We start from the raw sequence: 21,257 nt of genomic DNA on the forward strand, positions 1-21,257 counted from the left end.
CAAATTGACACAACCGCGCACTGAAATCTTTGGAAAAATCACCGATACTCTACGAAGTTACGCCAACTCTGAACCATACATACAAGTAACCATCAGGGTGAGACTCCGAGCGCATCGCCCCCTACGCGACGCTGTCGTCCTGAAAAAACCGGATTAAAGACAGGGCTGAATGCAAAACTCCTTCGAGGTTGAACATCGCCTGGGCTATCGAATCTTACGGTGGATCCTTGCCGTGGCCCTTGTCAGTGGTGTTATTGTCAGCACCGTTCAGGTGATCCTGGACGCCCGGCGCGTGTCCAGGGGTCTGGACCACGACGCCCGCCAGACCATTGCCATGGTGAAAGACGCAGCCGCCCAGGCCGTCTTCAGCATTGATGCTGAACTGGCCCAGCAGGTGGTCGACGGTCTTTTTGCCAAGGAAGCCATTCACAAGGCCCACATCGCCCATCCGGAAGGCGAGCCCCTGGGCAGTCGCAACCGCCCCCTACAGGAGACTGCCTTCAGACCCGTGACCGACCCGATTTTTGGCACCGAGCGGCTGTTTCGCGAGCCGCTGATCCGGGAAGGAAGCCCGGAGACGATTTACGGCTACCTGGATGTTCGCTACGACACCGCACCCGCGGCAGGCACCTGGCTGGACCGGGCTGCCGTCACCTTTGCCTCAGGCATAGCCACCGCTCTTATTCTGGGCTTGGTGCTGTTCTATGTGTTCCACCTGCTACTCACCCGGCCACTGCTGAGAATTGTCCGCTCCGTGAAGCAGGTTGATCCGGCCCACCCGGACGATCGTCTGGTAATCACCCCCTCCGGCCACCAGAGCGATGAGCTCGGCCTTTGGGTGAACGTTACCAACAATCTCCTTGTCGCCATTGGCGACAGCCAGACACGCCACCGGGAAGCCGAGGACAGGGTCAGCCGCCTGTCTCGCTATGACCAGCTAACCGGCCTGCCCAGCCGCGATACGTTTATGGAATTGCTGATTCGGGACATTGAAGAGGCCAACAAACGGAATACCTCGCTGTCCCTGATTGTCTGCGGCATTGACGATTTCAAATCCGTGAACGAGCAATGCGGTTTCCGCACCGGTGATCTCATTCTGCAAACGATGGCCGACCGGCTTACCAGCAAACTCGATAACGCCCGCTTTACCATTGCCCGCCTGGGCAGTGACCAGTTCGTGATTGTTGAAAAAGGCCTCCGGGACGGATTCCAGGCCGCCGACACCGCCGAACGCATCCTTGCCAGCATCAGTAGTCCGATGCTGGTTGACGACCAGAACGTCACCATGACCGCAACCATGGGCATTGCGCTGTTCCCCTCCGATACCGACCGGGCCGACCGGCTGCTCCAGAGTGCCGAACAGACCATGACCCTGGCCAAGCAAAACGGGCACAATCACTTCCAGTTCTACATAGCCAGTATTGACCAGGAAATCCGGGACAGGAAACAACTGGAAAAAGAGCTTTCCCAGGCCCAGTCCAATCACCAGTTCCATCTGGTCTACCAGCCCCAGATCAACCTGGAGAGCAAACGGGTGATCGGTGCCGAGGCACTGCTAAGATGGGAGCACCCGACCCGTGGTCTGGTACCACCCGACTTTTTCATTCCCGTGGCCGAATCCAACGGTTCCATCGTCGAGATCGGCCAATGGGTACTGAACCAGGCCTGCTGGCAGGCGGCCCGATGGGCGTCCGATGGCTCCCCGCTGCGCATTGCCGTTAATCTCTCGGCGGTTCAGTTACGCCAGGAAACCATCGTTGACGACATTCTCGATACTCTGAAGCGGCACAAAATCCCCGCCGGCAGGCTGGAGCTGGAAGTGACCGAAACCAGCTTCATGACCAACCTTTCGGATGCCGTGGCCAAACTGCACCGCTTGCACAAGGCAGGCATCAGCATTGCCGTGGACGATTTCGGCACCGGTTATTCGTCTCTCACTTACCTCAAGCAGATGCCGGTTCAGCACCTGAAAATCGACAAGCAGTTCATTCGCGATCTACTGGTGAACGAGGAAGATACCCGAATTGCCAACACCATCATTGATCTGGGCAGGAGCCTGAACCTGTCCGTGGTTGCGGAGGGCGTGGAAACCGCAGAGCAGGAGTACTATCTCAGCCAGCGCGGATGCCAGCTGGCGCAGGGTTACTACTTCAGCAAACCGCTTCTACCGAAAGATTTTGAGACTTTTGTAAAAGGTTTTCACAAGCAAATCGTGGAAAATAACGCCTGATTCATCACCCTGAGGAGTTGCCATGGGAACTACCGTCATTGGCCTGATTGTTATTGCCGTCGTCATAATCTATCTGGCCTTTATCTACAACCGCCTGGTTTCCCTGCGTAATCAATTCAAAAACGGCTTTGCCCAGATTGATGTGCAGTTGCAGCGTCGCCACGACCTGATTCCAAATCTGGTTGAGGCTGCCAAGGCCTACCTTACCCACGAGAAGAGCACCCTCACCCAGGTCATGGAAGCCCGTAACAACGCAGTCAGTGCCCAGAAAGACGCCGCCAGGGATCCCGGTGACGGCACCAGGATCCAACGGCTCGGTAGTGCGGAAAATCTCCTGACCAAGGCCCTCGCCAACTTTTATGCCGTTGCGGAGAACTACCCGGAGCTGAAAGCCAACGAGACCATCCAGCAACTGATGGAAGAGCTGTCCAGCACCGAGAACCGGGTTGCCTTCGCCCGCCAGGCCTATAACGATGGCGTTATGAGCTACAACATTTTCCGGGAGCAGTTCCCCAACAACATCATTTCGGGCATGTTTGCCTTCAAGGAAACCGCTCAGCTGGAACTGGATTCACCGGAAGCCCGCCAGGCCCCGAAAGTGGCCTTCTGAGGCCCTGAGGCATGGCTCATCCCGGTTTCTTTCAGCGCCAGGCCCATGCCCGGCGCAACACCAGCCTGCTGGTACTCCTGTTCATCACAGCGGTCGCCTTTATCACCCTGGCGGTTGCTCTCGTGGGTTACTTCGTTACCCGCAGCGAATCCTCCGGCCTCGCCTTTCATCGCTGGCTGCCTTCCAGTCACGGGCTGTTAACGGCCGTAACGGTCGTGCTGCTGATTGGTCTCGGCTCCCTGCTGCGCTGGGTCGATCTGGCCGGTGGCGGCAGCCGGGTTGCGAAAATGGTGGGCGCGCGGCCAGTTGACCCGGACACCCGCGACAGCGACGAGCGCAAACTGCGCAACATTGTCGAGGAAATGGCCATCGCCAGCGGCGTACCTGTACCAGAGCTCTACGTAATGGACCAGGAAACCGGCATCAACGCCTTCGTGGCCGGCTACACGCCCGGCGAAGCGGTGATGGTGGTCACCCATGGCGCCATCACCCAGCTGTCGCGGGACGAGCTCCAGGGCGTTGTCGCCCACGAGTTCAGCCACATCTTTAACGGCGACATGCGGCTGAACGTGCGCCTTATTGCCCTGCTTGCCGGCATTCTGATGATCGGTCAGATTGGCGGTTTCCTGCTTCGGGCCTCCTTCCACCGGGGCCACCGGGTCGGACGGTCCCGGGACGGGCGGGCCCAGGCCGCCATGGGCATCATCGGCCTGGCGCTGTTTGTGATTGGCTACGTGGGGGTTTTCTTCGGCCGGCTTATTCAGGCGGCAGTCTCGCGGCAACGGGAAATGCTGGCAGATGCCTCATCCGTTCAGTTCACCCGCAACCCGGAAGGCATCGCGGGAGCGCTGTTCAAGATTGGCCTGAAGGGCGGATACCTGGACACCACCAGCCACGCCAGCGATATGAACCATATGTGTTTTGGCGAAAGCGCCCGAATGAAATTTACCGCCCTGCTGGCGTCCCATCCTCCTATCGATGAACGCATTAACGCGATTCAGCCCGGCATGCTGGCCAGACTGCGCAGCCGGCTCCGGGACACCGAGCCGGGGGCTGATCTTTACCGGAGTTCAGGCCCGGCACCCGCGGCTGGAACGTCGGGATTCACCGGAGCCACCCCGGAAATACTCGGGCCAGTATCCGGAAAAGGCGCGCGAACATCGCCACTGGCTTCCGGCACTGAAGCACCAACGAAGCCAGCCCGGAAATTTTCAGACCAGGTTGGCACCATCAACCGGCAAAGCGAGGATTTCGCCCTCCGCTTTCTGAGCCGGCTCCCGGCCACCTTCCGGAATCTCTTGTACACCCGGGCCGGCGCTGTGCAGCTTTGCTATGCCATGCTGATCAGTGAACTTTCCCGGGAACAGCAGGTGCAGAGGCTCACCCTGCTACCCCCTCACCCGGTACTGGGCAGCCAGCCGGATCTGCTGAAAAAACTGCTGCCCGCCCTGAAGACCATTGGCGACGGTGTCCGGTTCCCGGCCCTCGAGCTGGCCATGCCAGCTCTGCGCAAGCTGGATCCGGAAGAGCGGGAAGGGCTGATTACCAACGTTCAGAAACTGGTGGCGGCGGATAACCGGGTTAGCCTGTTTGAGCTGGCGCTGACCAGCTTCCTGTCCCGGCACCTGGGTGCCGAGGCAGACAGAGTGGTCCCTGTTCGTTTTAAAAGCTACAGGCCCGTAATACCAGCCCTGCAAAGGCTTCTGAGCTTGCTGGCTCGCGCAGGCTCGCCCTCCCAGGCCGACGCTGAAACGCTTTACCGGGAAGCGATGGCGGGCTTTATGGATACTCGTAATGGAAGCCAGCCGGTGCTGGAGAAGGTCACCATGCGCCAGCTACGGGAAGCCCTGACCGCTCTTAACGGCCTGTCCCCCTTGCTGAAGCCTGCGGTGATCGATGCCTGCGGGCACTGCATCACCCACGATGGCAAGGTTGAGACCCGGGAATATGAGCTGATGCGACTGGTGGCGGATCAGATGGATTGTCCGATGCCGCCACTGACTGTCTGAGGACTTACTGAACCCGGGTGTTTCCCTCTTCAAACAGCGCATCAACGGAGGGGTGCTGCTGGGGAGTTGGCATGCCAAGCTTCTCGCGGATATCCAGGTTCACATCCCAAAGCCTGTTGAACTTGTCGCTGGTCGCGGCAACGGCTTCCTCTTTGCCCAACATAATCTTCGGGCGCAGGAACACCAGCAGGTTACGCTTCACACGCCGTTCTGATTCCGACGAAAACAGCCGCCCCAGATACGGAATGTCGCCAAGCAACGGAACCTTACTCTTGTTGACCTGGTAGTCGTCCCGGGTCAGCCCGCCCAGCACGATGGTCTCACCATCATCGGCCAGTACAGTGGTCTTGATTTCCCGCTTGTTGGTTACAATATCCGAGGCATCCTCGATGCTGTCAGCAACGCTTTCGGTGGTCTGCTCGACCACCAGACGCACCAGCCCGTCTGCGCTGATGGTCGGGGTCACCTTGAGCGTCAGGCCGATATCACGACGCTCTATGGTGGTGAACGGGTTAGTGGTGCCGTCACCGACAACCGTCGACTGGCCAGTGCGGAACGGGACATTCTGGCCCACGATGATCTCCGATTCCTGGTTGTCCAGGGTAATGATGCTGGGGGTGGAGAGCAGGTTCGCGGCAGCTGACGTAGAGAGCGCCTGCAGCAGGACGCCCCAGCTGACGCCATTCTCGTTTCGCTGGCCGGCCCCGACGGTGATGCCTCCGGCGGCCGGCGTGATGGCAGACCCGGTGAGAATCGCGCTAAGCACCTCACCCAGGCTGCGACCAACATTACCAAAGTTGGTGCCGGCCACCGGCGTGGACTCTCCGGACTCATCACCGACGGCCACCTGAACCCCCAGATCCTGCCCCAGCTCATCGCTGATTTCGACAATCGCCGCCTCAATCATCACCTGGGCCCGGCGCACGTCCAGGGCAGCGACGATTTGCTCAGCTTCCTGCATCAGGGAGGGCTCGCCGCGGACCACCAGGGCGTTCAGCCCTTCGTCCGCGAACACAGCAAAGCTGCTTTGCGGCTTAGCGCCACCCGCCGCACCTCCGGAACCGGCGCCTTCCTTGACCAGCTCGCCCATGACACCCTTGAGAATCTCCGTCAGATTCTTGGCATCCGCATGCTTAAGCCTCAGAACCTTGGTGGTGCCGCCGGAGGCCGAGGGCTGGTCCAGTTGCCGGATCAGGCCGCGCATCTTGTCCCGGAAGGTCTCATCGCCCCTGAGAATAAGCCGGTTGCTGCGCTCATCGGCGGTTACACTGTATTTCCTTGCGGCATTGTCGCCGCCGGCACGCCCGAGCTCATCCGGCGCCAGTTCCTGCAACAGGGTAACCATGTCGCCAACCCAGGCCTCCTGAAGCTGGATAACTTCAACCTCGTATTTAGAGGGGCTGTCCAGCTCCCGGACAATCTGTTCAATACGCGCGATGTTGGAAGAGTGATCGCTGATGATCAGGGCGTTGGCGGCAGCGACACCGGCCAGGTGCCCGTACTTCGCGACCAGCGGCCGAAGAATCGGCACCAGTTCGAGGGCGTTGGCGTTATCAATCTGAATAACCCGGGTAATCAGTTGTTCCGAGGGTGTTTCCTCGAAGCGGGACAGGATTTCAGCGGACTGCTTGGCGTCCACCTGCTGCACCACCTTGATCACCTCCTCGCCGGGAATTGCGGTAAAGCCGTGTACGTTCAGAACGGCCAGGAACAGGTCGTAAATCTCATCCTTGTTCATGGGTGCGCTGGAAAGCACCGTCACCTTGCCCTTCACCCTCGGATCCACCACAAAACTGTAACCGGTAATGTCCGCCACCTGGGTGACAAAGGCACGGATATCCGCATCCTTCAGGTTCAGCCGCCAGGTTTCTTCCTGCCCGTACGCCAATGACATCATCGGCATCAAAATAAGCAGAGCAATGGCCCGTAACAGATTGGTCTTGTGGTTATACATCTGGCGATTTCTTCCTGTTTCGATGAACCCGGTCAGCGCCACTGCTCGGGTATGGCATAACTGATGGTGAGGATGGATCCGTCACGCTCTATTTCTATCTCCAACTGAGACTGGTCACGCCAGTTCTCAAGCAAGGCCTTGTCCTGATCGATATCACCCAGCCGCTGACCGTTGATGGCGGTAATCACGTCACCGGCCTGCAGATTAACGGCATTCAGCATGGCGTTAGAGCCGTCATATACATACCCGGACATGCCGCTCTCATCCACCGGGCCAAGCCCAAAGGGTGCAAGTGCCGCCATGCCCTGGCTATCAATCTGTTCACGGGCGTTGGCCAGAAACACATCGGGAGAGGAGTCTGCCGGCCTCGCCGCTACCTCTGCAACCAGGTCCGGGGACACCGATTCTTCAAAGGTAAGCGATTCATAACGCGCTCCCCGGCGAATCAGCACACGCCCCGGTTCTACTTCAGCGAGTTCGGCATTACCGGGCAACACCTCTCCCACCCGGTAATACGCTGTCTCACCATTGCTTCCTGCAACTATAGCACCGGAGTCCTCCGGACGCTGCGCAACCAGAACGCCTTCGAGCCGAAGTCTCAGACGGGTCTCCGGTGCCGAACGGCGAACGGCCTCAGCGACCTCCACTGCCCGCCCTGAGCGACCGAAGAAATCGTAGATGGCCATGGACCCTGTCATGGGACCGCCCGTTGCCAGATTACCTGCGCCGTCCGATACCGGCGCACGGGGAACCGGCCTGTCGTCCCAGGCAACCAGCCAGGTAACCCGGGCCATGGCTACCCCCAGGTAGAGCACCAACGCCACCAGCAGCAGGTTCGCGACAGCCCGCGAAATTCGGCTCTGGGCCTGGGCGCTCAGCAGGGCCATACTATCTTGCCCCCGGGATAAGCGGCTGCCGCACCCGGAACACGACGTCCCCCGGGCTGGCGGAGTCCGGCCACGGCTGGCCGGCCAGATCCACCATGCGTTTGTAGACACGCAACTCCATCATCCCGTTCCAGAATATCGTTGCATCCGCCGCCGGGCCTTCTCCACCCTGCTCGGCGACGGTCAGGGCCACACCACCGCGGCTGTTATCGACCGTATCCAGTGTCGCCTGCATCGGCGGGAATTCAGCCTGGCCTCGCTGATCGCCCATGGGCCAGGTAACCAGCCCGCCACCCCAGCGCCCGAGGCCTTCAGCCCGGGTAATCCGGTTGTCCGCCCACGCCATTTCAAGACGGTCAATGGTCACCGCACCCTCAATCATCGCGCCGCCACTCTGGCGGATAAGCCCCTCAAATTCAGCAACCGCCACTTGCCCGCGTGCGTTCATTCGGGCGCTGGCCGGCCATCCGATCGTAACATCACCATCCAGCGAAGATTGTGACGATTCCACGGAAATCCTGAGCGGCAGTTCCAGGCGGGTAACGGAGGGCAGGTGCAGGCGCCAGTCCACACGCAGCGGAAAACCCGCCACAATCACACCAGCCTCGCCATCCCAAAGCCTGCCGGCCACCTGCCGGACCTGCACCTGGGCCGGCAGCGGCACCTGGGCAGACACCCGCTGCCAGACCCAGCCGGCGGGTACCAGAAACACCAGTGACAACAGATAAACCAGAGCGCCCAGCAACAGAAGCAAAAACACCTTGCCGGGGCGGAGAAAAGACGTTGGTTCAGCGTCACTCATTCAGCTACACACAGAAAATGGACCGGAAGCCGAGTCTAGCAAAGGCATGGCGCAAGTTCATGACAAAAAAACAAAAACCCCGCGCCAGTGTGAACCAGCGCGGGGTTTTTAAGGGGCCAGGATCAGGCCGGCACTACATCATGCCGCCCATGCCTCCCATTCCGCCCATGCCACCCATGTCCGGCATACCACCGGCTTTCTCGTCTTCCGGCTGGTCTGCAATCATCGCCTCGGTGGTGATGATCAGGGACGCAACGGAAGCCGCAGCCTGCAGCGCGGAACGGGTCACCTTGGCAGGATCCAGGATACCCATTTCCAGCATGTCGCCGTACGCTTCGGTAGCCGCGTTGTAGCCAAAGGCACCTTCGCCTTCGCGAACCTTGGCAACCACAACAGAAGACTCGCCACCTGCGTTGTACACGATCTGGCGCAGCGGCGCTTCCATGGCACGGCGCAGGATGTTGACACCGGCTTTCTGCTCTTCGTTGAGGGCATCCACCTTGTCCAGCGCCGCGATGGCACGGATCAGGGTTACACCGCCACCAGGCACGATGCCCTCTTCGACCGCAGCGCGGGTAGAGTGCAGCGCGTCCTCAACGCGGGCTTTCTTCTCTTTCATTTCCACTTCGGAACCGGCGCCCACCTTGATGACGGCAACACCGCCCGCCAGCTTGGCAACCCGCTCCTGCAGCTTTTCCTTGTCGTAATCGGAAGAGCTGTCTTCGATCTGCCGGCGGATCTGCTCAACGCGGGCTTCGATATCCGCCTGGCCACCGGCACCGCCAATTACCGTGGTGTTTTCCTTGGTAATGTTGACGCGCCTGGCAGTGCCCAGGTCGTCCAGAGAGGTGTTCTCCAGAGACAGACCTACTTCCTCGGAAATCACAGTACCACCAGTCAGGATCGCGATGTCCTGCAGCATTTCCTTGCGGCGATCACCGAAGCCGGGCGCCTTCACAGCTGACACCTTCACGATGCCACGCATGTTGTTCACAACCAGAGTTGCCAGCGCTTCGCCTTCGATGTCTTCAGCGATGATCATCAGCGGCTTGCCAGCTTTCGCTACAGATTCCAGCACCGGCAGCAATTCGCGGATGTTGGAGATCTTCTTGTCGACCAGCAGGATGTACGGGTCATCCAGCTCGGCAGACATGTTGTCCTGGTTGTTGATGAAGTACGGAGACAGGAAACCACGGTCGAACTGCATGCCTTCAACCACGTCCAGCTCATCTTCCAGGCCACGGCCTTCCTCGACAGTGATCACGCCTTCCTTACCAACACGCTCCATGGCATCAGCGATGATCTTGCCGATGGCCTCGTCGCCGTTGGCAGAGATAGTGCCTACCTGGGCAATGTTGCGGTTGTCGTCGCACGGCTTGGCCATCTCACGGATAGCCTTCACGGCTTGGGCAGTGGCCTTGTCGATACCACGCTTCAGATCCATCGGGTTCATGCCGGCAGTAACGGCCTTAACACCCTCGTTGACAATGGATTGGGCCAGAACGGTCGCGGTAGTGGTGCCGTCGCCTGCAGTGTCATTGGTCTGGGAAGCAACTTCCTTGACCATCTGCGCACCCATGTTCTCGAACTTGTCTTTCAGCTCGATTTCCTTGGCTACGGAAACACCATCTTTGGTGATGGTTGGCGAGCCAAAGGATTTTTCCAGAACCACGTTACGGCCTTTCGGGCCGAGGGTCACCTTAACCGCGTCTGCCAGAACGTTGACGCCTGCGACCATGCGCTTACGAGCGCTATCACCGAATTTAACGTCTTTTGCTGCCATGTCTTCTATTCCTGTTCGTTAAACCGAAGTTGTTGAGTCAGTCGGAATAATGAGAGTTCGTGCCGGTCGCTTATGCGATCACTCAAGCACGCCGTAGATGTCGTTCTCGCTCATAATCAGGAGCTCTTCACCGTCAACCTTTACGGTATTACCGGCGTATTGACCGAAAACCACGGTGTCACCCACCTTGACCGCCAGTGCACGGGTCTCACCGTTATCGAGGATACGGCCATTGCCCACGGCAATTACCTCACCCTGGGACGGCTTTTCCTTGGCGTTGCCTGGCAGCACGATGCCACCTGCAGTTTTCTCTTCTTCTTCCTTACGGCGCACGACAACACGATCGTGTAGCGGACGAATTTTCATTGCTCGGTTTCTCCAATAGTCAGATTGATGTGGCAATGACATTTGCTGTTGTAGGTCGGATTAGCGAAGCATAATCCGACAAATTGCCCGGCTGCTAACCATCTGTTTTTCAGAGATTATAAGCCCGCGGCGAACTTGTGGTTCCTATGTGGGGTAGCAGGTAGGGGTTTTCAACACCCCGAGAGAAAAATTTTTCACTTTTTTTCGATCCGGTCGCGATCGGATTCCGTCTCGTCCTGATACTCGCCTTCGATAATGTCACCGTTGCTGTCCCGATCAAACGGACTTTGCTGCCCGAACGGGTTTTCCCGGCCACCAAACGGATCCTGCCCGAAGGGATTCGAACCACCTCCGGAACGGAAATGGAAACTCCTGCTCCGGCCAGCCACCACCATCCGCTTCAGCGCCTGGGCCGCCAGCCAGTGACGGGTTCCCGGGATCAGGCACAAAAAGCCGACGGTATCGGTGATGAACCCCGGCGTAAGCAGCAAGGCACCACCAACAGCCAGAATCAGACCTTCGGCAACCTCCCTGGCGGGCAGTTCACCACTGTTCAGACGCTGGTTGGCCTTCAACAGTGTTGCCAGTCCCTGCTGGCGCAAAAGCCAGGCGCCAATAACTGCCGTCAGCAACACCAGCCCCACGGTGTTCAGTACACCAATCATGCCGCCCACTTTGATCAATACCGCCATCTCGGCAATCGGCATGATAATGAATAAGAAAAGAAACACAGACATCGGGACCTCAGGGTCTGAACAGGAATTTCAGAAGGTCTGGTATACTCGCAGCCCTCAAAATGAGAATGCGGTCCGGCATTGTGAGTTAGCGCGTCACCGGGTAAGAGGCTTGTGGAACCGCTGCGAGTACGTCCATGTACGCTTGTTTCCGGCCATCCATGGCCTCCAACATTCCACAAGCCTCTTACCCGATGACGCGCACGTGGCAAGGTGCGGGCCGCACACTTAAAAAACTTTTGTCTCTGGTTTGCGTAGAGATACAGGCACACAGAAACTGCTGAACCTCATTCAATTTAGTTAGGGCAAAACATGAAACTTCAAGATTCCGTGATTGCGATTACCGGTGGCGGCCAGGGTCTGGGCCGTGCCATGGCTGAACACCTTGCCTCCAAAGGCACAAAAGTCGCGTTGATCGACCTGATGCCGGAAAAACTGGACGAAGCCGTCGCCGCCTGCAAAGCCGCCGGTTCAGAGGCAAAAAGCTACATTTGCAACGTGGCGAAAGAAGAAGACGTCGAGAAAACCTTCGAAGCCATCATCAAAGACTTCGGCCACCTCAATGGTCTGATCAACAACGCCGGCATCCTCCGCGACTGCCTGATGGTCAAAGCCAAAGAGTGCAAAGTTGAGCGGCGCATGGAACTGTCCCAGTGGCAGGCCGTGATCGACGTCAACCTCACCGGCGTCTTCCTCTGCGGCCGCGAAGCCGCCACCCGGATGATCAAGAACGGCGACCAGGGTGTGATCATCAACATTGCCTCCATCTCCCGCGCCGGCAACATGGGCCAGAGCAACTACTCCGCCGCCAAAGCCGGCGTCTCCGCCCTGGTTCCGGTCTGGGCCAGGGAACTCGCCCGCCACGGCATCCGCTGTGCAGGCATAGCTCCGGGCTTTATCGAAACCGAAATGACCGCCTCCATGAAACCGGAAGTCCTGGAAAAAATGATCGCCGGCATTCCGCTCAAGCGCATGGGCAAACCAGAAGAAATCGCCTCGGCGGCGGCGTTTATCTTTGAGAATGACTATGTGTCCGGGCGTATGCTTGAGGTGGATGGGGCTCTGAGGCTGTAATCCCTTAAATCCATCAGAGAAGTGAGGCCAGCTCAGGGACGAGCCGGCAGAGAGCTAAAATACTTTACATATCGAAAAACAAAGATAATAATGTAAATTATTTTAGCCAAAACAGGCCTTCAATGGACTTTCAAACCCTCGGTCATGACATCTCACGGCTCCGCCAACAACAAGGCGTCTCCCAGCAACAAATGGCCGACCACCTCGGCATTTCCCGTGCCACCATAAATGCGCTGGAAAACGGCCGGTCTGGCGACATCGGCATCCGCAAGGTTATGAAAATTCTCGACTACCTCGGCAAGGAGCTAGCCATCCGGGAGAAGTCTCCGTTCCCGACCCTGGAGGAGCTGCGTGATGAGCGATGAACTGGACGTTCATGTGGATCACAGGCCTGCCGGGATGCTGTTCCGCGAATCGGGCGAATACGTCTTCAGTTACTCCGAGAAAGCCAGTTCCGACGCCTTCGTCTCGCTGACCATGCCGGTACGCAAAAAGGATTATAGCCATCCCCAGCTGCACCCGGTTTTCGAGATGCATCTGCCGGAGGGCTACCTGCTCTCGGTAATCAAAAAGCAGTTTGCCAAACTTACGGATACCGGCGACTTTGGGCTTCTTCGACTCCTGGCGCCGAATATTCGTGGCAGGGTCGAGTTCAACCCTGATGACCACTCTGGCGAGACTTCATTGAGCCTCGAAAAACTCTTGCACTCTGACAACCCCGACCTGTTCGAGGAGCTGGTGTCACGGTTTGCGCTTCGCTCTGCTTTGAGCGGGGTACAGCCCAAAGTCCTCGCGACACTGGAAAACAAGGCGACGCTTCACCTTGAAGACTACATTGTTAAAGCCTGGGGCCCGGATTATCCGGAGCTGGCCCTCAATGAATACTGCTGCATGCTAGCCTGCCAGAATGCCGGCATTCCCGTCCCTGAATTCTACCTCTCGGATGACGAATCCCTGTTCATCATGAAGCGGTTCGATCTGAAAGACAGCGGTGTGGCTCTGGGCTTTGAAGACATGTGCGTGCTTCAGGCAAAACAGCGGGAGGAAAAGTACACCGGCAGCTACGAGCAGATTGCCAAAACCATTAAGACCTTTGTGAGCGCGGAAAACAAAGCCGCCTCCCTGGAGCAGTTTTTCAAGATGATCGTCCTGAACAACATCCTGCAGAATGGCGACGCCCACCTGAAGAACTTTGGCCTGGTTTACGAAAGCATTGATGCCATCAGACTGGCCCCGGCCTACGATGTCGTTTGCACCACGGCCTACATCAGGCAGGACATCTCGGCCCTTACCCTTATGGGCAGCAAAAAATGGTGGCCAAGAAAGCATTTAGAGCGGTTTGGCATTCAGGTATGTGACTTGAGCTCGGCCAGAACGCGGGAATTATACGAACAGTGCCTGAAGGCAATTGACAAGGTTCAGCGCTATATCGAAGAACGGCTTTCACGAGCACCTGCCGGGGCAAAAGCCGACGTGCTGGATCACCTCCATACTCTCATTGCCACCGAAACCGCGACATCGAAACCCGCCCGTGAGTGACTTCTACACCCTCAGCTTCAAGCCGGCTTACCTGCTCCTGGTATTTCTCTGAACCCACGGGAAAAGCAATCTGGCCGTTACTGCGAATCACCCGATACCAGGGCACCGAATGCCCCTCTAGCAACTTACCCAACGCCCTTCCGATGTACCGCGCCTGCCGACCAAGCCCGGCCATCTCTGCTACCTGGCCATAACTGACCACCTTCCCCCTGGGAACGGCCAATACCACTTGCCAGATCTTTTGATCTTTAGTCGGTTCAGACATCCCACGATCTCATTGAACTCGGGGTCAGATGAAAATGGGGTCAGATGAAAGTTCATCTGACCCCATTTTCATCTGACCCCTCTTTATTCCGAGGCGCCAAAGCGTCCAGCCGCTTTCCCTGGCGAATCATAAACATTGCCAGAAGAACCGCTGGCACACCCATAACCGCAGAGACCAGGAAGAACTCCGCATAGCCAAACCCGGCGACCACAATGCCGGAGAAACCACCGAGAAACTTGCCCGGTAACGTCATCAACGAGCTGAACAACGCGTACTGAGTTGCCGTAAACGAGGCGCTGGTCATGCTCGAAAGCCAGGCAATCAGCGCCACATTGGCAATACCGCCGCTCAGGTTATCGGCACTGACCACCGCCGCAAGCGTAATGAGATTGGGTGGGTACTGGGCCAGCAGAACAAACAAAAGGTTGGTTGCGGCGGTCATGATTGCGCCCAGCAGCAGAATACGCCGCACACCGTAGCGAACCACCATCACCCCCCCCAGCAGTGAACCCGCGATGGTCATGAAGAAACCGAAAATCTTGGTAACGTCCGCTACCTCGGTTTTGCTAAAGCCCATGAAGTCCAGGTAGAAGGGATTGGCCATCACCCCCATGGCGATGTCCGCAATCCGGTACACCGCCACCATCAGCAAAATCGCGATGGAAAGCTCTTTATAGCGGCGGAAGAAATCCAGGAACGGACCGGCAACGGCGGCATAGAACCAGCCGACAAGTCGCGCCAGCCGGGGATTGAGATGAGTCCGCTTGCTGGCCTCCTGCTCGATCTTGTGAGCAATGTCCTGGGCTGCGGCAAAGTGGTTCACCCGGGGTTCGCGCACAATCAGAACCGTGAGCGCTCCAACGCCCACCAGAGCCGCCATCACCTCATAGGACACCTGCCAGGACCAGAACTCGGCCAGGTACAGGGCGCCGGCACCGGCCACCAGCAAGGCCAGCCGATAGCCAAAAATATAGGTGGCCGCCAGAGCGGCCTGGAGACGCTCGCCGGCAACCTCGATGCGGTAGGCATCAATGGCCACATCCTGGGTGGCGGAGGAAAACGCGACCAGCAGCCCGTACAGGGCCATCATTTCCGGTGCCGCGGTGGCATCCACATGAGCCATCAGGTAGAGGCCCGCGGCAATACCCACCTGGGCGAAAATAATCCAGCTCCGGCGTTTGCCCAGCAGTCTGTCCAGCAACGGCAGCTTCAGGCGATCCACCACCGGCGCCCAGAACACCTTGATGGAGTAGGTAATGCCAAGCCAACTGAAGAAGCCAATGGTGGCCGTTTCCACCCCCACATCCGCCAGCCGGGCGTTAAGGGTGGAAAACACCAGCAAAAACGGCAACCCGGCGGAAAATCCCAGGAACAGCAAGGCAATCACCTGCCAGCGGGTATAGGTGTAGAGCGTGTCCCGGATCAGGGTCAGGCGGGTGCCGGTTACGATGGTGAAGCCTCCGGATCAGTCGCGGAAATTGTTGAACTGCAGCGGGATATCCAGCTCGGCTTCGCGGAGCATGGCAATGGCGGTTTGCAGATCGTCCCGCTTCTTGCCGGTTACCCGAACCTTGTCCCCCTGGATACTGGCCTGCACTTTCAGCTTGGCGTCCTTGATCATCTTCACGATCTTCTTCGCCATATCGGTTTCAATGCCCTGCTTCAGCAGCAAATGCTGTTTTACCAGCTTGCCGGACTTGCTGTCGCCATCTTCCGCCAGAGCGCGGGCGTCGATTTTGCGTTTGGCAAAGGCCATGCGCAGCATATCCATCAACTGTTCCAACTGAAATTCCTGCTCGGCGCTAATAGTGATGCCCTTGTCATCGTGCTCGATATTCGCTTCCACGTTCTTGAAATCCCAGCGGGTGGCCAGGTCTTTCCTGGCCTGATCCACCGCATTGGTGACTTCGTGCATATCAATTTCTGAAACAATGTCAAAAGACGGCATGGTCGTTATTCTCCGTTACGCTAAGCGGGTATACTGAGGAAAAGCTGAAAGTGGGGTCAGATGAAAGCGTTCATCTGACCCCGGGTTCGCATTCCGCGCCCGTTTGATTTGCAGGGAATCATACCAATCTGCAGCTTATACCGCATCTGACAATGGACTGGTAAAAAGAAGATAACAATGCCGAATCTGGACCTTCCCATCCTCGTAGTAGACGACGCGAAATTCAGCAGTATGGTTGTTGGACGCACCCTGCGAAAGGCCGGCTATCGCGACGTACGCATCGTCAACAATGCACCGGAAGCCCTTGAGCTGATTGAACAGCGACCGGTGAGCGTACTTATCGCCGACTGGCTGATGCCGGAAATGGATGGGCTGGAACTGACCGACCAGGTTCGCCAGCAGGACGAGCAGAACAACCATTATACCTATGTAATCCTGCTCACCGCCCGGGAAAGCGTAGAAGCACTCTCAGAAGCCTTCGACCGCGGCGTGGATGACTTCATCTACAAGTCCGACATGACCAAACAGCTGATCCCCCGCATCTTTGCGGCAGATCGAATGGCAGACCGGCAGAACACCCTGCTGCGGGCCAACTCGCTGCTGATCGAGAACAACCGGGAGCTGGAATCCACCAACATCATCGACCTGGAAACCGGCCTGTGCAACACCAAATACGGCCGCGAGCGGCTGACCAGGATGCTCCGCCACGCCGAATCCCGGGGCGGCTGTTCCGCCTACGTGCTCTGCGGCATCCGGAACTGGCAGGAGCTGAAACGCAAGCACCCGCCCACGGTCATGGGCGAACTCGCCATCGGTATCGCACGCAGGCTAAGCACCCTGATCCGCCCCATCGACGCCCTTTGCCGCGTGGGCGACAACCAGTTCGCCATCATTGCGTATTTCCCGAACAGTGATCACTGCACCACCACCGCCTTCCGGCGCGTGTTCGACGGCATCAACCACAAAGCCCTGAAAACCACTGCCGGTTATATTTCCGTGGAGGCAGGCATGGTGCTGTGCAAGGCAAACGCCCAGAACGGCACGCCCTCGATACAGGATATGGAGCGGGCCGCAGTGCAGGGATTGGTGGATGCCTATGATACCCGGCGGTTTACCGAAACGGCGCCAGAGCTCGATGCAACGGCATAGCCTGAAATTGGGGTCAGATGAAAATGGGGTCAGATGAAAGTTCATCTGACCCCATTTTCATCTGACCCCCTCTTCACAGTCGGTAACACTGATACACACTTCACAAACAGACAGGCAGAAGCGGAAGACCTATTCTGCAATTGTGGATTCAAGCAGTATCCCCCATGGCGGAGGAGCCGAGTAGTACCTCCGCCGCCAAATGGGGAATAGGAATCTACAGAATTAACGAATTTTTCAGGCACTTTCGTTCTTTCCTTGTTTTTTGGGCCAGCTTTTTAGCTGGCCTTTTTATTATAAGCCTGACACCCATTACCCTTCGGAAACTTTCAATAACGCTGACCGCTTTAACTCCTGCTCCACCGTCTCCGGCGCAATATCCTGACCATTGGGCCAAGTAATCGCACCATAGCTGATACCGACCTGCCGAAAATAATCCGTATCTTTCAACTCACGAAAAATGCCTTTTTCAAGGTAAGGCGACATATCCAGAACGCCTTCCAGGCCATCAATACGTACTACCTTCAGCTTATAGTCATCTAGCGCCTCAACACTCTTGATATCCCAATACATCCGCACCTCCTAGAGCGGAGCAACCCTGAAGGGTAGCTCCCCATGAACAGCCAAATCCCAGTCTACCAGCAATTCTTCCCTGTGAAGCTCAATCCATGCCTGAACGAGACGGAGCTGTTTTCTCGGTAGGGTACCGGCGAGTAACTCTCCATCATGCAGACTCACCGATGCTTCAAACTCTGCGTACCGAGCATGAATGTGTGGAAGATTGTGATGATTATTATCCAACAGGTACATTCTTATCAGAATGCCATAGAACATCGAGATTACTGGCATTTTTGCTCTCCTTAGCTTGCCATCCACATTCAGTTCTTACGAAAATCCCCCGGAGTCTGCCCTTTTGCAGCTTTGAATTTACGGTGGAAAGACGTCGTCTCACTGTACCCCAAGCGGAAGGCGATATCGGGAATACTTATTTCGGTGTTTCGCAGGTAATCTTCAGCCATCTGCTGTCGGACTTCATCTAACAGCTTCTGGTACGAGACGCCTTCCTGGCTCAACTTCCTCTGCAAAGTCCGACAGGTTATACCCAGATCTTTAGCAATCATATCCTGCCGGGTGACTCCATCCGCAAGTTGTTTCTGAATACTCTGTTTTACCCGGCTGGTCAGATCCGTATCAGAATCCAGCAGGGCCAACTGTGATAACGCATGAGTTTCCAGGGTCTTGCGCAACAGCGGGTCTGGCTGGCGCAGGCGTGTGGACAGAAGACTCTGGTGCAGGATTACGCAGTCCTCTTCGGCACTAAACTCCACCGGGCACTGCCAACGTTCTGCATAGGCCTTCTCGTAATCGCTCCCCGGGGAGGAACGCCGAAGCTGTACCCGCAGCGGCGAAGCCTTCCGGTTATCCGCCAGCCAACGGGCATAGTTGATCCATGAGGCAAACACATTGTCCACTACCTGGGGCCATACCAGCGGATCCGTAAAGTTGCAGGTCCACACCAGAGACACTTCATCACCATTCATCCGCAGCCCCGTGGTGCCCATATCTCCCACCAACTTTTCATAGGGTGCAATTCGAGTGACAGCCTCTCCAAGCGTCGCACAACTCATCGTTATATAACCAAGCACGCTATAGGAGCCCGGCTGCACGTAATCACCGGTTTCCAGGCCCAGGACAGGATTACCCGTTGTTTCGGCAAGCAGGCGGATAAAGGTTTGAAACTGCTCGCCGTTCAGGCGACCGTCACCGGTATCGAGAATGTTCAGCTCAAGGCCCGCTTTGCTGAAAAGGTTCGAGGTATCAATGCCTTTAGCATCGGCGTAGCGAACATATTGGCGTAGGGCAGAGACGGAAGCGGTTCCGAGAGGGGGCATGGTGACTTAAATCGTTGTTGGTATTTTGTCGAAGAGTATAACCAAAAACGCCGGATTGTGGATGAAAACGGGGTCAGATGAAAATGGGGTCAGATGAAAAGTCATCTGACCCCATTTTCATCTGACCCCAAGTTCACGCTCTAAAGCTTGCGGCCTTTCCCTGCAGCAATCCGCAGGCGAAGTGCATTCAGCTTGATAAAGCCTTCCGCATCCTTCTGATCATACGCCCCCTGATCTTCCTCGAAGGTGGCAATCTTCTCGTCAAACAGGGAATCCTCAGACTTGCGGCCAACCACGTCCACATTGCCCTTGTAGAGCTTCAGTCGAACCGTGCCGTTTACATAATCCTGGGTCTGATCGATCAGGGCCTGCAGAGCCTCACGCTCCGGGGACCACCAGTAACCGTTGTAGATCACCTCGGCGTAGCGCGGCATGATGCTGTCTTTCAGGTGCGCCACTTCGCGGTCCAGGGTGATGGACTCAATGGCACGGTGGGCACGCAGCATGATGGTGCCGCCCGGGGTCTCGTAGCAGCCGCGGGACTTCATGCCCACGTAGCGGTTCTCGACAATATCCAGGCGACCAATACCATTCGCGCCGGCAACCTTGTTCAGGGTTTCCAGCACCTCATGCGCCTTCATCTCATGGCCGTCGATGGCAACAATATCACCCTTCCTATAGGTCAGCTCAACGTAAGTCGGCGTATCCGGCGCGGCTTCCGGAGACACGCTCCAGCGCCACATGTCTTCCTCGGCTTCCGCCCAGGGATCTTCCAGATTGATGCCTTCGTAAGAGATGTGCAGCAGGTTGGCATCCATGGAGTAAGGCGACTTGCCCTTCTTCTTCTCCACCGGGATATTGCGCTCGTCGCAGTAGGCCAGCAGCTTCTCGCGGGAATTCAGATCCCACTCGCGCCAGGGAGCGATCACCTTCACACCCGGCTTCAGCGCATAGGCACCGAGCTCGAAACGAACCTGGTCGTTACCCTTGCCGGTCGCGCCGTGGGAGATGGCATCCGCGCCGGTTTCATTGGCAATGTCGATCAGGCGCTTGGCAATCAGCGGGCGGGCAATGGACGTACCCAGCAGGTACTCACCTTCGTAGACGGTGTTCGCGCGGAACATCGGGAACACATAGTCGCGCACAAACTCCTCGCGCAGGTCCTCGATGTAGATTTCCTTAACGCCCAACGCCTCGGCTTTCGCCCGCGCCGGCTCCACTTCCTCGCCCTGACCGATGTCGGCGGTGAAGGTCACCACCTCACAGTTATAGGTATCCTGCAACCAGCGAACGATGACGGAAGTATCCAGGCCACCGGAATAGGCCAGCACCACCTTTTTGATATCAGACATGCCCTTGCTCCAGACTGAACAGAATGGATGGAAACTGAGGGATATCCGGAGTGAGAGTGAAGACGGGGTCAGATGAAAGCCTTCATCTGACCCCAATTTTAGCCTTACCCCAAGGTATACCCCAATTTCTCGATCGAAATAAGGCGCACATTGTACGGAACTGCAGCGGGAATGGCTATTGACTAACGTAGCAGCGTACACGCAAACCAGGGGTCAGATGAAGTTTTCATCTGACCCCATGTTCAATTCAGACCGCCTGCTGCTGGCCCATGGCTTCCTCGCGAATCCCATCCCAGCCTTCCTTGATGGCGCGGAGCAAATTGGCAACTTCATCGAGCCTGGCCACATCGTTCCTGGCATTCGCCTCGAACAGCGTGCGTTCCATGTAGTCGTAGAGCCCTTCCAGCCGAATCGCCAGATCGCCACCTTTTTCAAAGTCCAGGAAACCGCGCAGGCCGCCAATGATTTCGATAGCCTTGGTGATCAGCTTACCCTTGCCTTCATAATCCTTCGCCTGCATGCGGGCCTTCGCCATGTTGATGCGCTCCAGAGCTCCGTTATAAAGCAGCTGGATAAGCTTGTGCGGATCCGCATCGGTGATGCTGGTTTGGGTGTTTACTCGCTGGTATGCCTGTAAACCGTTCATGCTAGACCTCTTTGTTCGCT

The 21,257-nt window shown here is 57.2% G+C and carries 21 protein-coding genes; 7 read left to right on the forward strand and 14 right to left on the reverse strand.

Features of this window, described 5'->3' with window-relative positions:
* Nucleotides 1-169: 169 nt before the first annotated feature.
* Genes D0851_RS05080 through D0851_RS05090 form a run of 3 tightly spaced genes read left to right on the forward strand, consistent with a single transcriptional unit; the run spans nucleotide 170 to nucleotide 4,849 of the window.
* Nucleotides 170-2,230, forward strand: a complete 2,061-nt coding sequence (locus D0851_RS05080) for a putative bifunctional diguanylate cyclase/phosphodiesterase (protein ID WP_117617647.1) — start codon at nucleotides 170-172, stop codon at nucleotides 2,228-2,230.
* 22 nt (nucleotides 2,231-2,252) lie between these two features.
* Complete coding sequence (locus D0851_RS05085; protein ID WP_117617648.1) at nucleotides 2,253-2,840, forward strand: LemA family protein; 588 nt, start codon at nucleotides 2,253-2,255, stop codon at nucleotides 2,838-2,840.
* A gap of 11 nt (nucleotides 2,841-2,851) precedes the next feature.
* Nucleotides 2,852-4,849: a M48 family metallopeptidase gene (locus D0851_RS05090; RefSeq protein ID WP_117617649.1), complete on the forward strand. Its 1,998-nt coding sequence runs from the start codon at nucleotides 2,852-2,854 to the stop codon at nucleotides 4,847-4,849.
* Between the two features lie 4 nt (nucleotides 4,850-4,853).
* Here the strand turns inward: D0851_RS05090 and gspD are convergent, their stop codons facing one another.
* The 6 genes from gspD to D0851_RS05120 all read right to left on the reverse strand — a co-directional run bounded on the left by gspD (nucleotide 4,854) and on the right by D0851_RS05120 (nucleotide 11,378).
* Nucleotides 4,854-6,803 (reverse strand): type II secretion system secretin GspD, encoded by a 1,950-nt coding sequence (gene gspD / locus D0851_RS05095; protein ID WP_117617650.1) that lies wholly within the window; start codon nucleotides 6,801-6,803, stop codon nucleotides 4,854-4,856.
* Between the two features lie 32 nt (nucleotides 6,804-6,835).
* Nucleotides 6,836-7,690: a type II secretion system protein N gene (locus D0851_RS05100; RefSeq protein ID WP_117617651.1), complete on the reverse strand. Its 855-nt coding sequence runs from the start codon at nucleotides 7,688-7,690 to the stop codon at nucleotides 6,836-6,838.
* 1 nt (nucleotide 7,691) lies between these two features.
* Complete coding sequence (gene gspN, locus D0851_RS05105) at nucleotides 7,692-8,492, reverse strand: type II secretion system protein N (RefSeq protein ID WP_117617652.1); 801 nt, start codon at nucleotides 8,490-8,492, stop codon at nucleotides 7,692-7,694.
* A 133-nt stretch (nucleotides 8,493-8,625) separates the two neighbouring features.
* Nucleotides 8,626-10,275, reverse strand: coding sequence for a chaperonin GroEL (groL, locus tag D0851_RS05110; protein WP_117617653.1), 1,650 nt, complete (start codon nucleotides 10,273-10,275; stop codon nucleotides 8,626-8,628).
* Nucleotides 10,276-10,353: 78 nt separating this feature from the next.
* A complete protein-coding gene (gene groES / locus D0851_RS05115; protein ID WP_011785505.1) occupies nucleotides 10,354-10,641 on the reverse strand; it encodes a co-chaperone GroES in 288 nt (95 codons plus the stop codon).
* 194 nt (nucleotides 10,642-10,835) lie between these two features.
* The gene (locus tag D0851_RS05120) at nucleotides 10,836-11,378 is read right to left on the reverse strand and encodes an FxsA family protein (RefSeq protein ID WP_117617654.1); all 543 of its coding nucleotides are present in this window, start codon (nucleotides 11,376-11,378) and stop codon (nucleotides 10,836-10,838) included.
* Between the two features lie 309 nt (nucleotides 11,379-11,687).
* Here D0851_RS05120 and D0851_RS05125 point away from each other — a divergent pair, with 309 nt between their 5' ends.
* The 3 genes from D0851_RS05125 (at nucleotide 11,688) to D0851_RS05135 (ending at nucleotide 13,988) form a co-directional block, all read left to right on the forward strand.
* Complete coding sequence (locus D0851_RS05125; protein WP_117617655.1) at nucleotides 11,688-12,449, forward strand: SDR family oxidoreductase; 762 nt, start codon at nucleotides 11,688-11,690, stop codon at nucleotides 12,447-12,449.
* 122 nt (nucleotides 12,450-12,571) lie between these two features.
* On the forward strand, nucleotides 12,572-12,814 hold the full coding sequence (locus D0851_RS05130; protein ID WP_117617656.1) for a helix-turn-helix domain-containing protein: 243 nt from the start codon (nucleotides 12,572-12,574) through the stop codon (nucleotides 12,812-12,814).
* On the forward strand, nucleotides 12,804-13,988 hold the full coding sequence (locus D0851_RS05135; protein WP_117617657.1) for a type II toxin-antitoxin system HipA family toxin: 1,185 nt from the start codon (nucleotides 12,804-12,806) through the stop codon (nucleotides 13,986-13,988). The genes D0851_RS05130 and D0851_RS05135 overlap by 11 nt, the downstream gene beginning before the upstream one ends.
* Here the strand turns inward: D0851_RS05135 and D0851_RS05140 are convergent.
* The 3 genes from D0851_RS05140 to D0851_RS05150 form a co-directional block, all read right to left on the reverse strand.
* Nucleotides 13,945-14,253 carry an MGMT family protein gene (locus tag D0851_RS05140; protein ID WP_117617658.1) on the reverse strand — a complete coding sequence of 103 codons (309 nt, stop codon included), beginning with the start codon at nucleotides 14,251-14,253 and terminating at the stop codon, nucleotides 13,945-13,947. The two genes, D0851_RS05135 and D0851_RS05140, sit on opposite strands and share 44 nt — an antisense overlap.
* 52 nt (nucleotides 14,254-14,305) lie before the next feature.
* The gene (locus D0851_RS05145) at nucleotides 14,306-15,640 is read right to left on the reverse strand and encodes an AmpG family muropeptide MFS transporter (RefSeq protein ID WP_205422271.1); all 1,335 of its coding nucleotides are present in this window, start codon (nucleotides 15,638-15,640) and stop codon (nucleotides 14,306-14,308) included.
* Between the two features lie 78 nt (nucleotides 15,641-15,718).
* A complete protein-coding gene (locus D0851_RS05150) occupies nucleotides 15,719-16,201 on the reverse strand; it encodes a YajQ family cyclic di-GMP-binding protein (RefSeq protein ID WP_117617660.1) in 483 nt (160 codons plus the stop codon).
* 177 nt (nucleotides 16,202-16,378) lie between these two features.
* Here D0851_RS05150 and D0851_RS05155 point away from each other — a divergent pair, with 177 nt between their 5' ends.
* Nucleotides 16,379-17,350, forward strand: coding sequence for a response regulator (locus D0851_RS05155; protein ID WP_117617661.1), 972 nt, complete (start codon nucleotides 16,379-16,381; stop codon nucleotides 17,348-17,350).
* A 309-nt stretch (nucleotides 17,351-17,659) separates the two neighbouring features.
* Here the strand turns inward: D0851_RS05155 and D0851_RS05160 are convergent, their stop codons facing one another.
* The 5 genes from D0851_RS05160 to fliS form a co-directional block, all read right to left on the reverse strand.
* The gene (locus tag D0851_RS05160) at nucleotides 17,660-17,920 is read right to left on the reverse strand and encodes a DUF2442 domain-containing protein (RefSeq protein ID WP_117617662.1); all 261 of its coding nucleotides are present in this window, start codon (nucleotides 17,918-17,920) and stop codon (nucleotides 17,660-17,662) included.
* Between the two features lie 9 nt (nucleotides 17,921-17,929).
* Nucleotides 17,930-18,196, reverse strand: coding sequence for a DUF4160 domain-containing protein (locus D0851_RS21015; RefSeq protein ID WP_053112549.1), 267 nt, complete (start codon nucleotides 18,194-18,196; stop codon nucleotides 17,930-17,932).
* 29 nt (nucleotides 18,197-18,225) lie between these two features.
* Nucleotides 18,226-19,239, reverse strand: a complete 1,014-nt coding sequence (locus tag D0851_RS05170) for an AraC family transcriptional regulator (protein ID WP_117617663.1) — start codon at nucleotides 19,237-19,239, stop codon at nucleotides 18,226-18,228.
* A 140-nt stretch (nucleotides 19,240-19,379) separates the two neighbouring features.
* Nucleotides 19,380-20,591 carry an argininosuccinate synthase gene (locus D0851_RS05175; protein ID WP_117617664.1) on the reverse strand — a complete coding sequence of 404 codons (1,212 nt, stop codon included), beginning with the start codon at nucleotides 20,589-20,591 and terminating at the stop codon, nucleotides 19,380-19,382.
* Between the two features lie 247 nt (nucleotides 20,592-20,838).
* Entirely contained in the window at nucleotides 20,839-21,237 is a 399-nt protein-coding gene (fliS, locus tag D0851_RS05180; protein WP_117617665.1) for a flagellar export chaperone FliS, read from the reverse strand.
* Nucleotides 21,238-21,257 lie beyond the last annotated feature (20 nt).

It is taken from the genome of Marinobacter sp. Arc7-DN-1 (genome assembly GCF_003441595.1).
Lineage (GTDB): Bacteria > Pseudomonadota > Gammaproteobacteria > Pseudomonadales > Oleiphilaceae > Marinobacter > Marinobacter metalliresistant.

Coding starts and splice junctions, on each gene's coding strand:
- D0851_RS05125 (WP_117617655.1), top strand. CDS start 11,688: ATGAAACTTCAAGATTCCGTGATTGCGATTACCGGTGGCGGCCAGGGT.
- D0851_RS05135 (WP_117617657.1), top strand. CDS start 12,804: ATGAGCGATGAACTGGACGTTCATGTGGATCACAGGCCTGCCGGGATG.
- D0851_RS05150 (WP_117617660.1), bottom strand. CDS start 16,201: ATGCCGTCTTTTGACATTGTTTCAGAAATTGATATGCACGAAGTCACC.
- D0851_RS05085 (WP_117617648.1), top strand. CDS start 2,253: ATGGGAACTACCGTCATTGGCCTGATTGTTATTGCCGTCGTCATAATC.
- D0851_RS05170 (WP_117617663.1), bottom strand. CDS start 19,239: ATGCCCCCTCTCGGAACCGCTTCCGTCTCTGCCCTACGCCAATATGTT.
- D0851_RS05160 (WP_117617662.1), bottom strand. CDS start 17,920: ATGTATTGGGATATCAAGAGTGTTGAGGCGCTAGATGACTATAAGCTG.
- D0851_RS05175 (WP_117617664.1), bottom strand. CDS start 20,591: ATGTCTGATATCAAAAAGGTGGTGCTGGCCTATTCCGGTGGCCTGGAT.
- D0851_RS05080 (WP_117617647.1), top strand. CDS start 170: ATGCAAAACTCCTTCGAGGTTGAACATCGCCTGGGCTATCGAATCTTA.
- D0851_RS21015 (WP_053112549.1), bottom strand. CDS start 18,196: ATGCCAGTAATCTCGATGTTCTATGGCATTCTGATAAGAATGTACCTG.
- D0851_RS05130 (WP_117617656.1), top strand. CDS start 12,572: ATGGACTTTCAAACCCTCGGTCATGACATCTCACGGCTCCGCCAACAA.
- D0851_RS05090 (WP_117617649.1), top strand. CDS start 2,852: ATGGCTCATCCCGGTTTCTTTCAGCGCCAGGCCCATGCCCGGCGCAAC.
- D0851_RS05155 (WP_117617661.1), top strand. CDS start 16,379: ATGCCGAATCTGGACCTTCCCATCCTCGTAGTAGACGACGCGAAATTC.
- groL (WP_117617653.1), bottom strand. CDS start 10,275: ATGGCAGCAAAAGACGTTAAATTCGGTGATAGCGCTCGTAAGCGCATG.
- gspN (WP_117617652.1), bottom strand. CDS start 8,492: ATGAGTGACGCTGAACCAACGTCTTTTCTCCGCCCCGGCAAGGTGTTT.
- D0851_RS05140 (WP_117617658.1), bottom strand. CDS start 14,253: ATGTCTGAACCGACTAAAGATCAAAAGATCTGGCAAGTGGTATTGGCC.
- groES (WP_011785505.1), bottom strand. CDS start 10,641: ATGAAAATTCGTCCGCTACACGATCGTGTTGTCGTGCGCCGTAAGGAA.
- D0851_RS05100 (WP_117617651.1), bottom strand. CDS start 7,690: ATGGCCCTGCTGAGCGCCCAGGCCCAGAGCCGAATTTCGCGGGCTGTC.
- gspD (WP_117617650.1), bottom strand. CDS start 6,803: ATGTATAACCACAAGACCAATCTGTTACGGGCCATTGCTCTGCTTATT.
- D0851_RS05120 (WP_117617654.1), bottom strand. CDS start 11,378: ATGTCTGTGTTTCTTTTCTTATTCATTATCATGCCGATTGCCGAGATG.
- fliS (WP_117617665.1), bottom strand. CDS start 21,237: ATGAACGGTTTACAGGCATACCAGCGAGTAAACACCCAAACCAGCATC.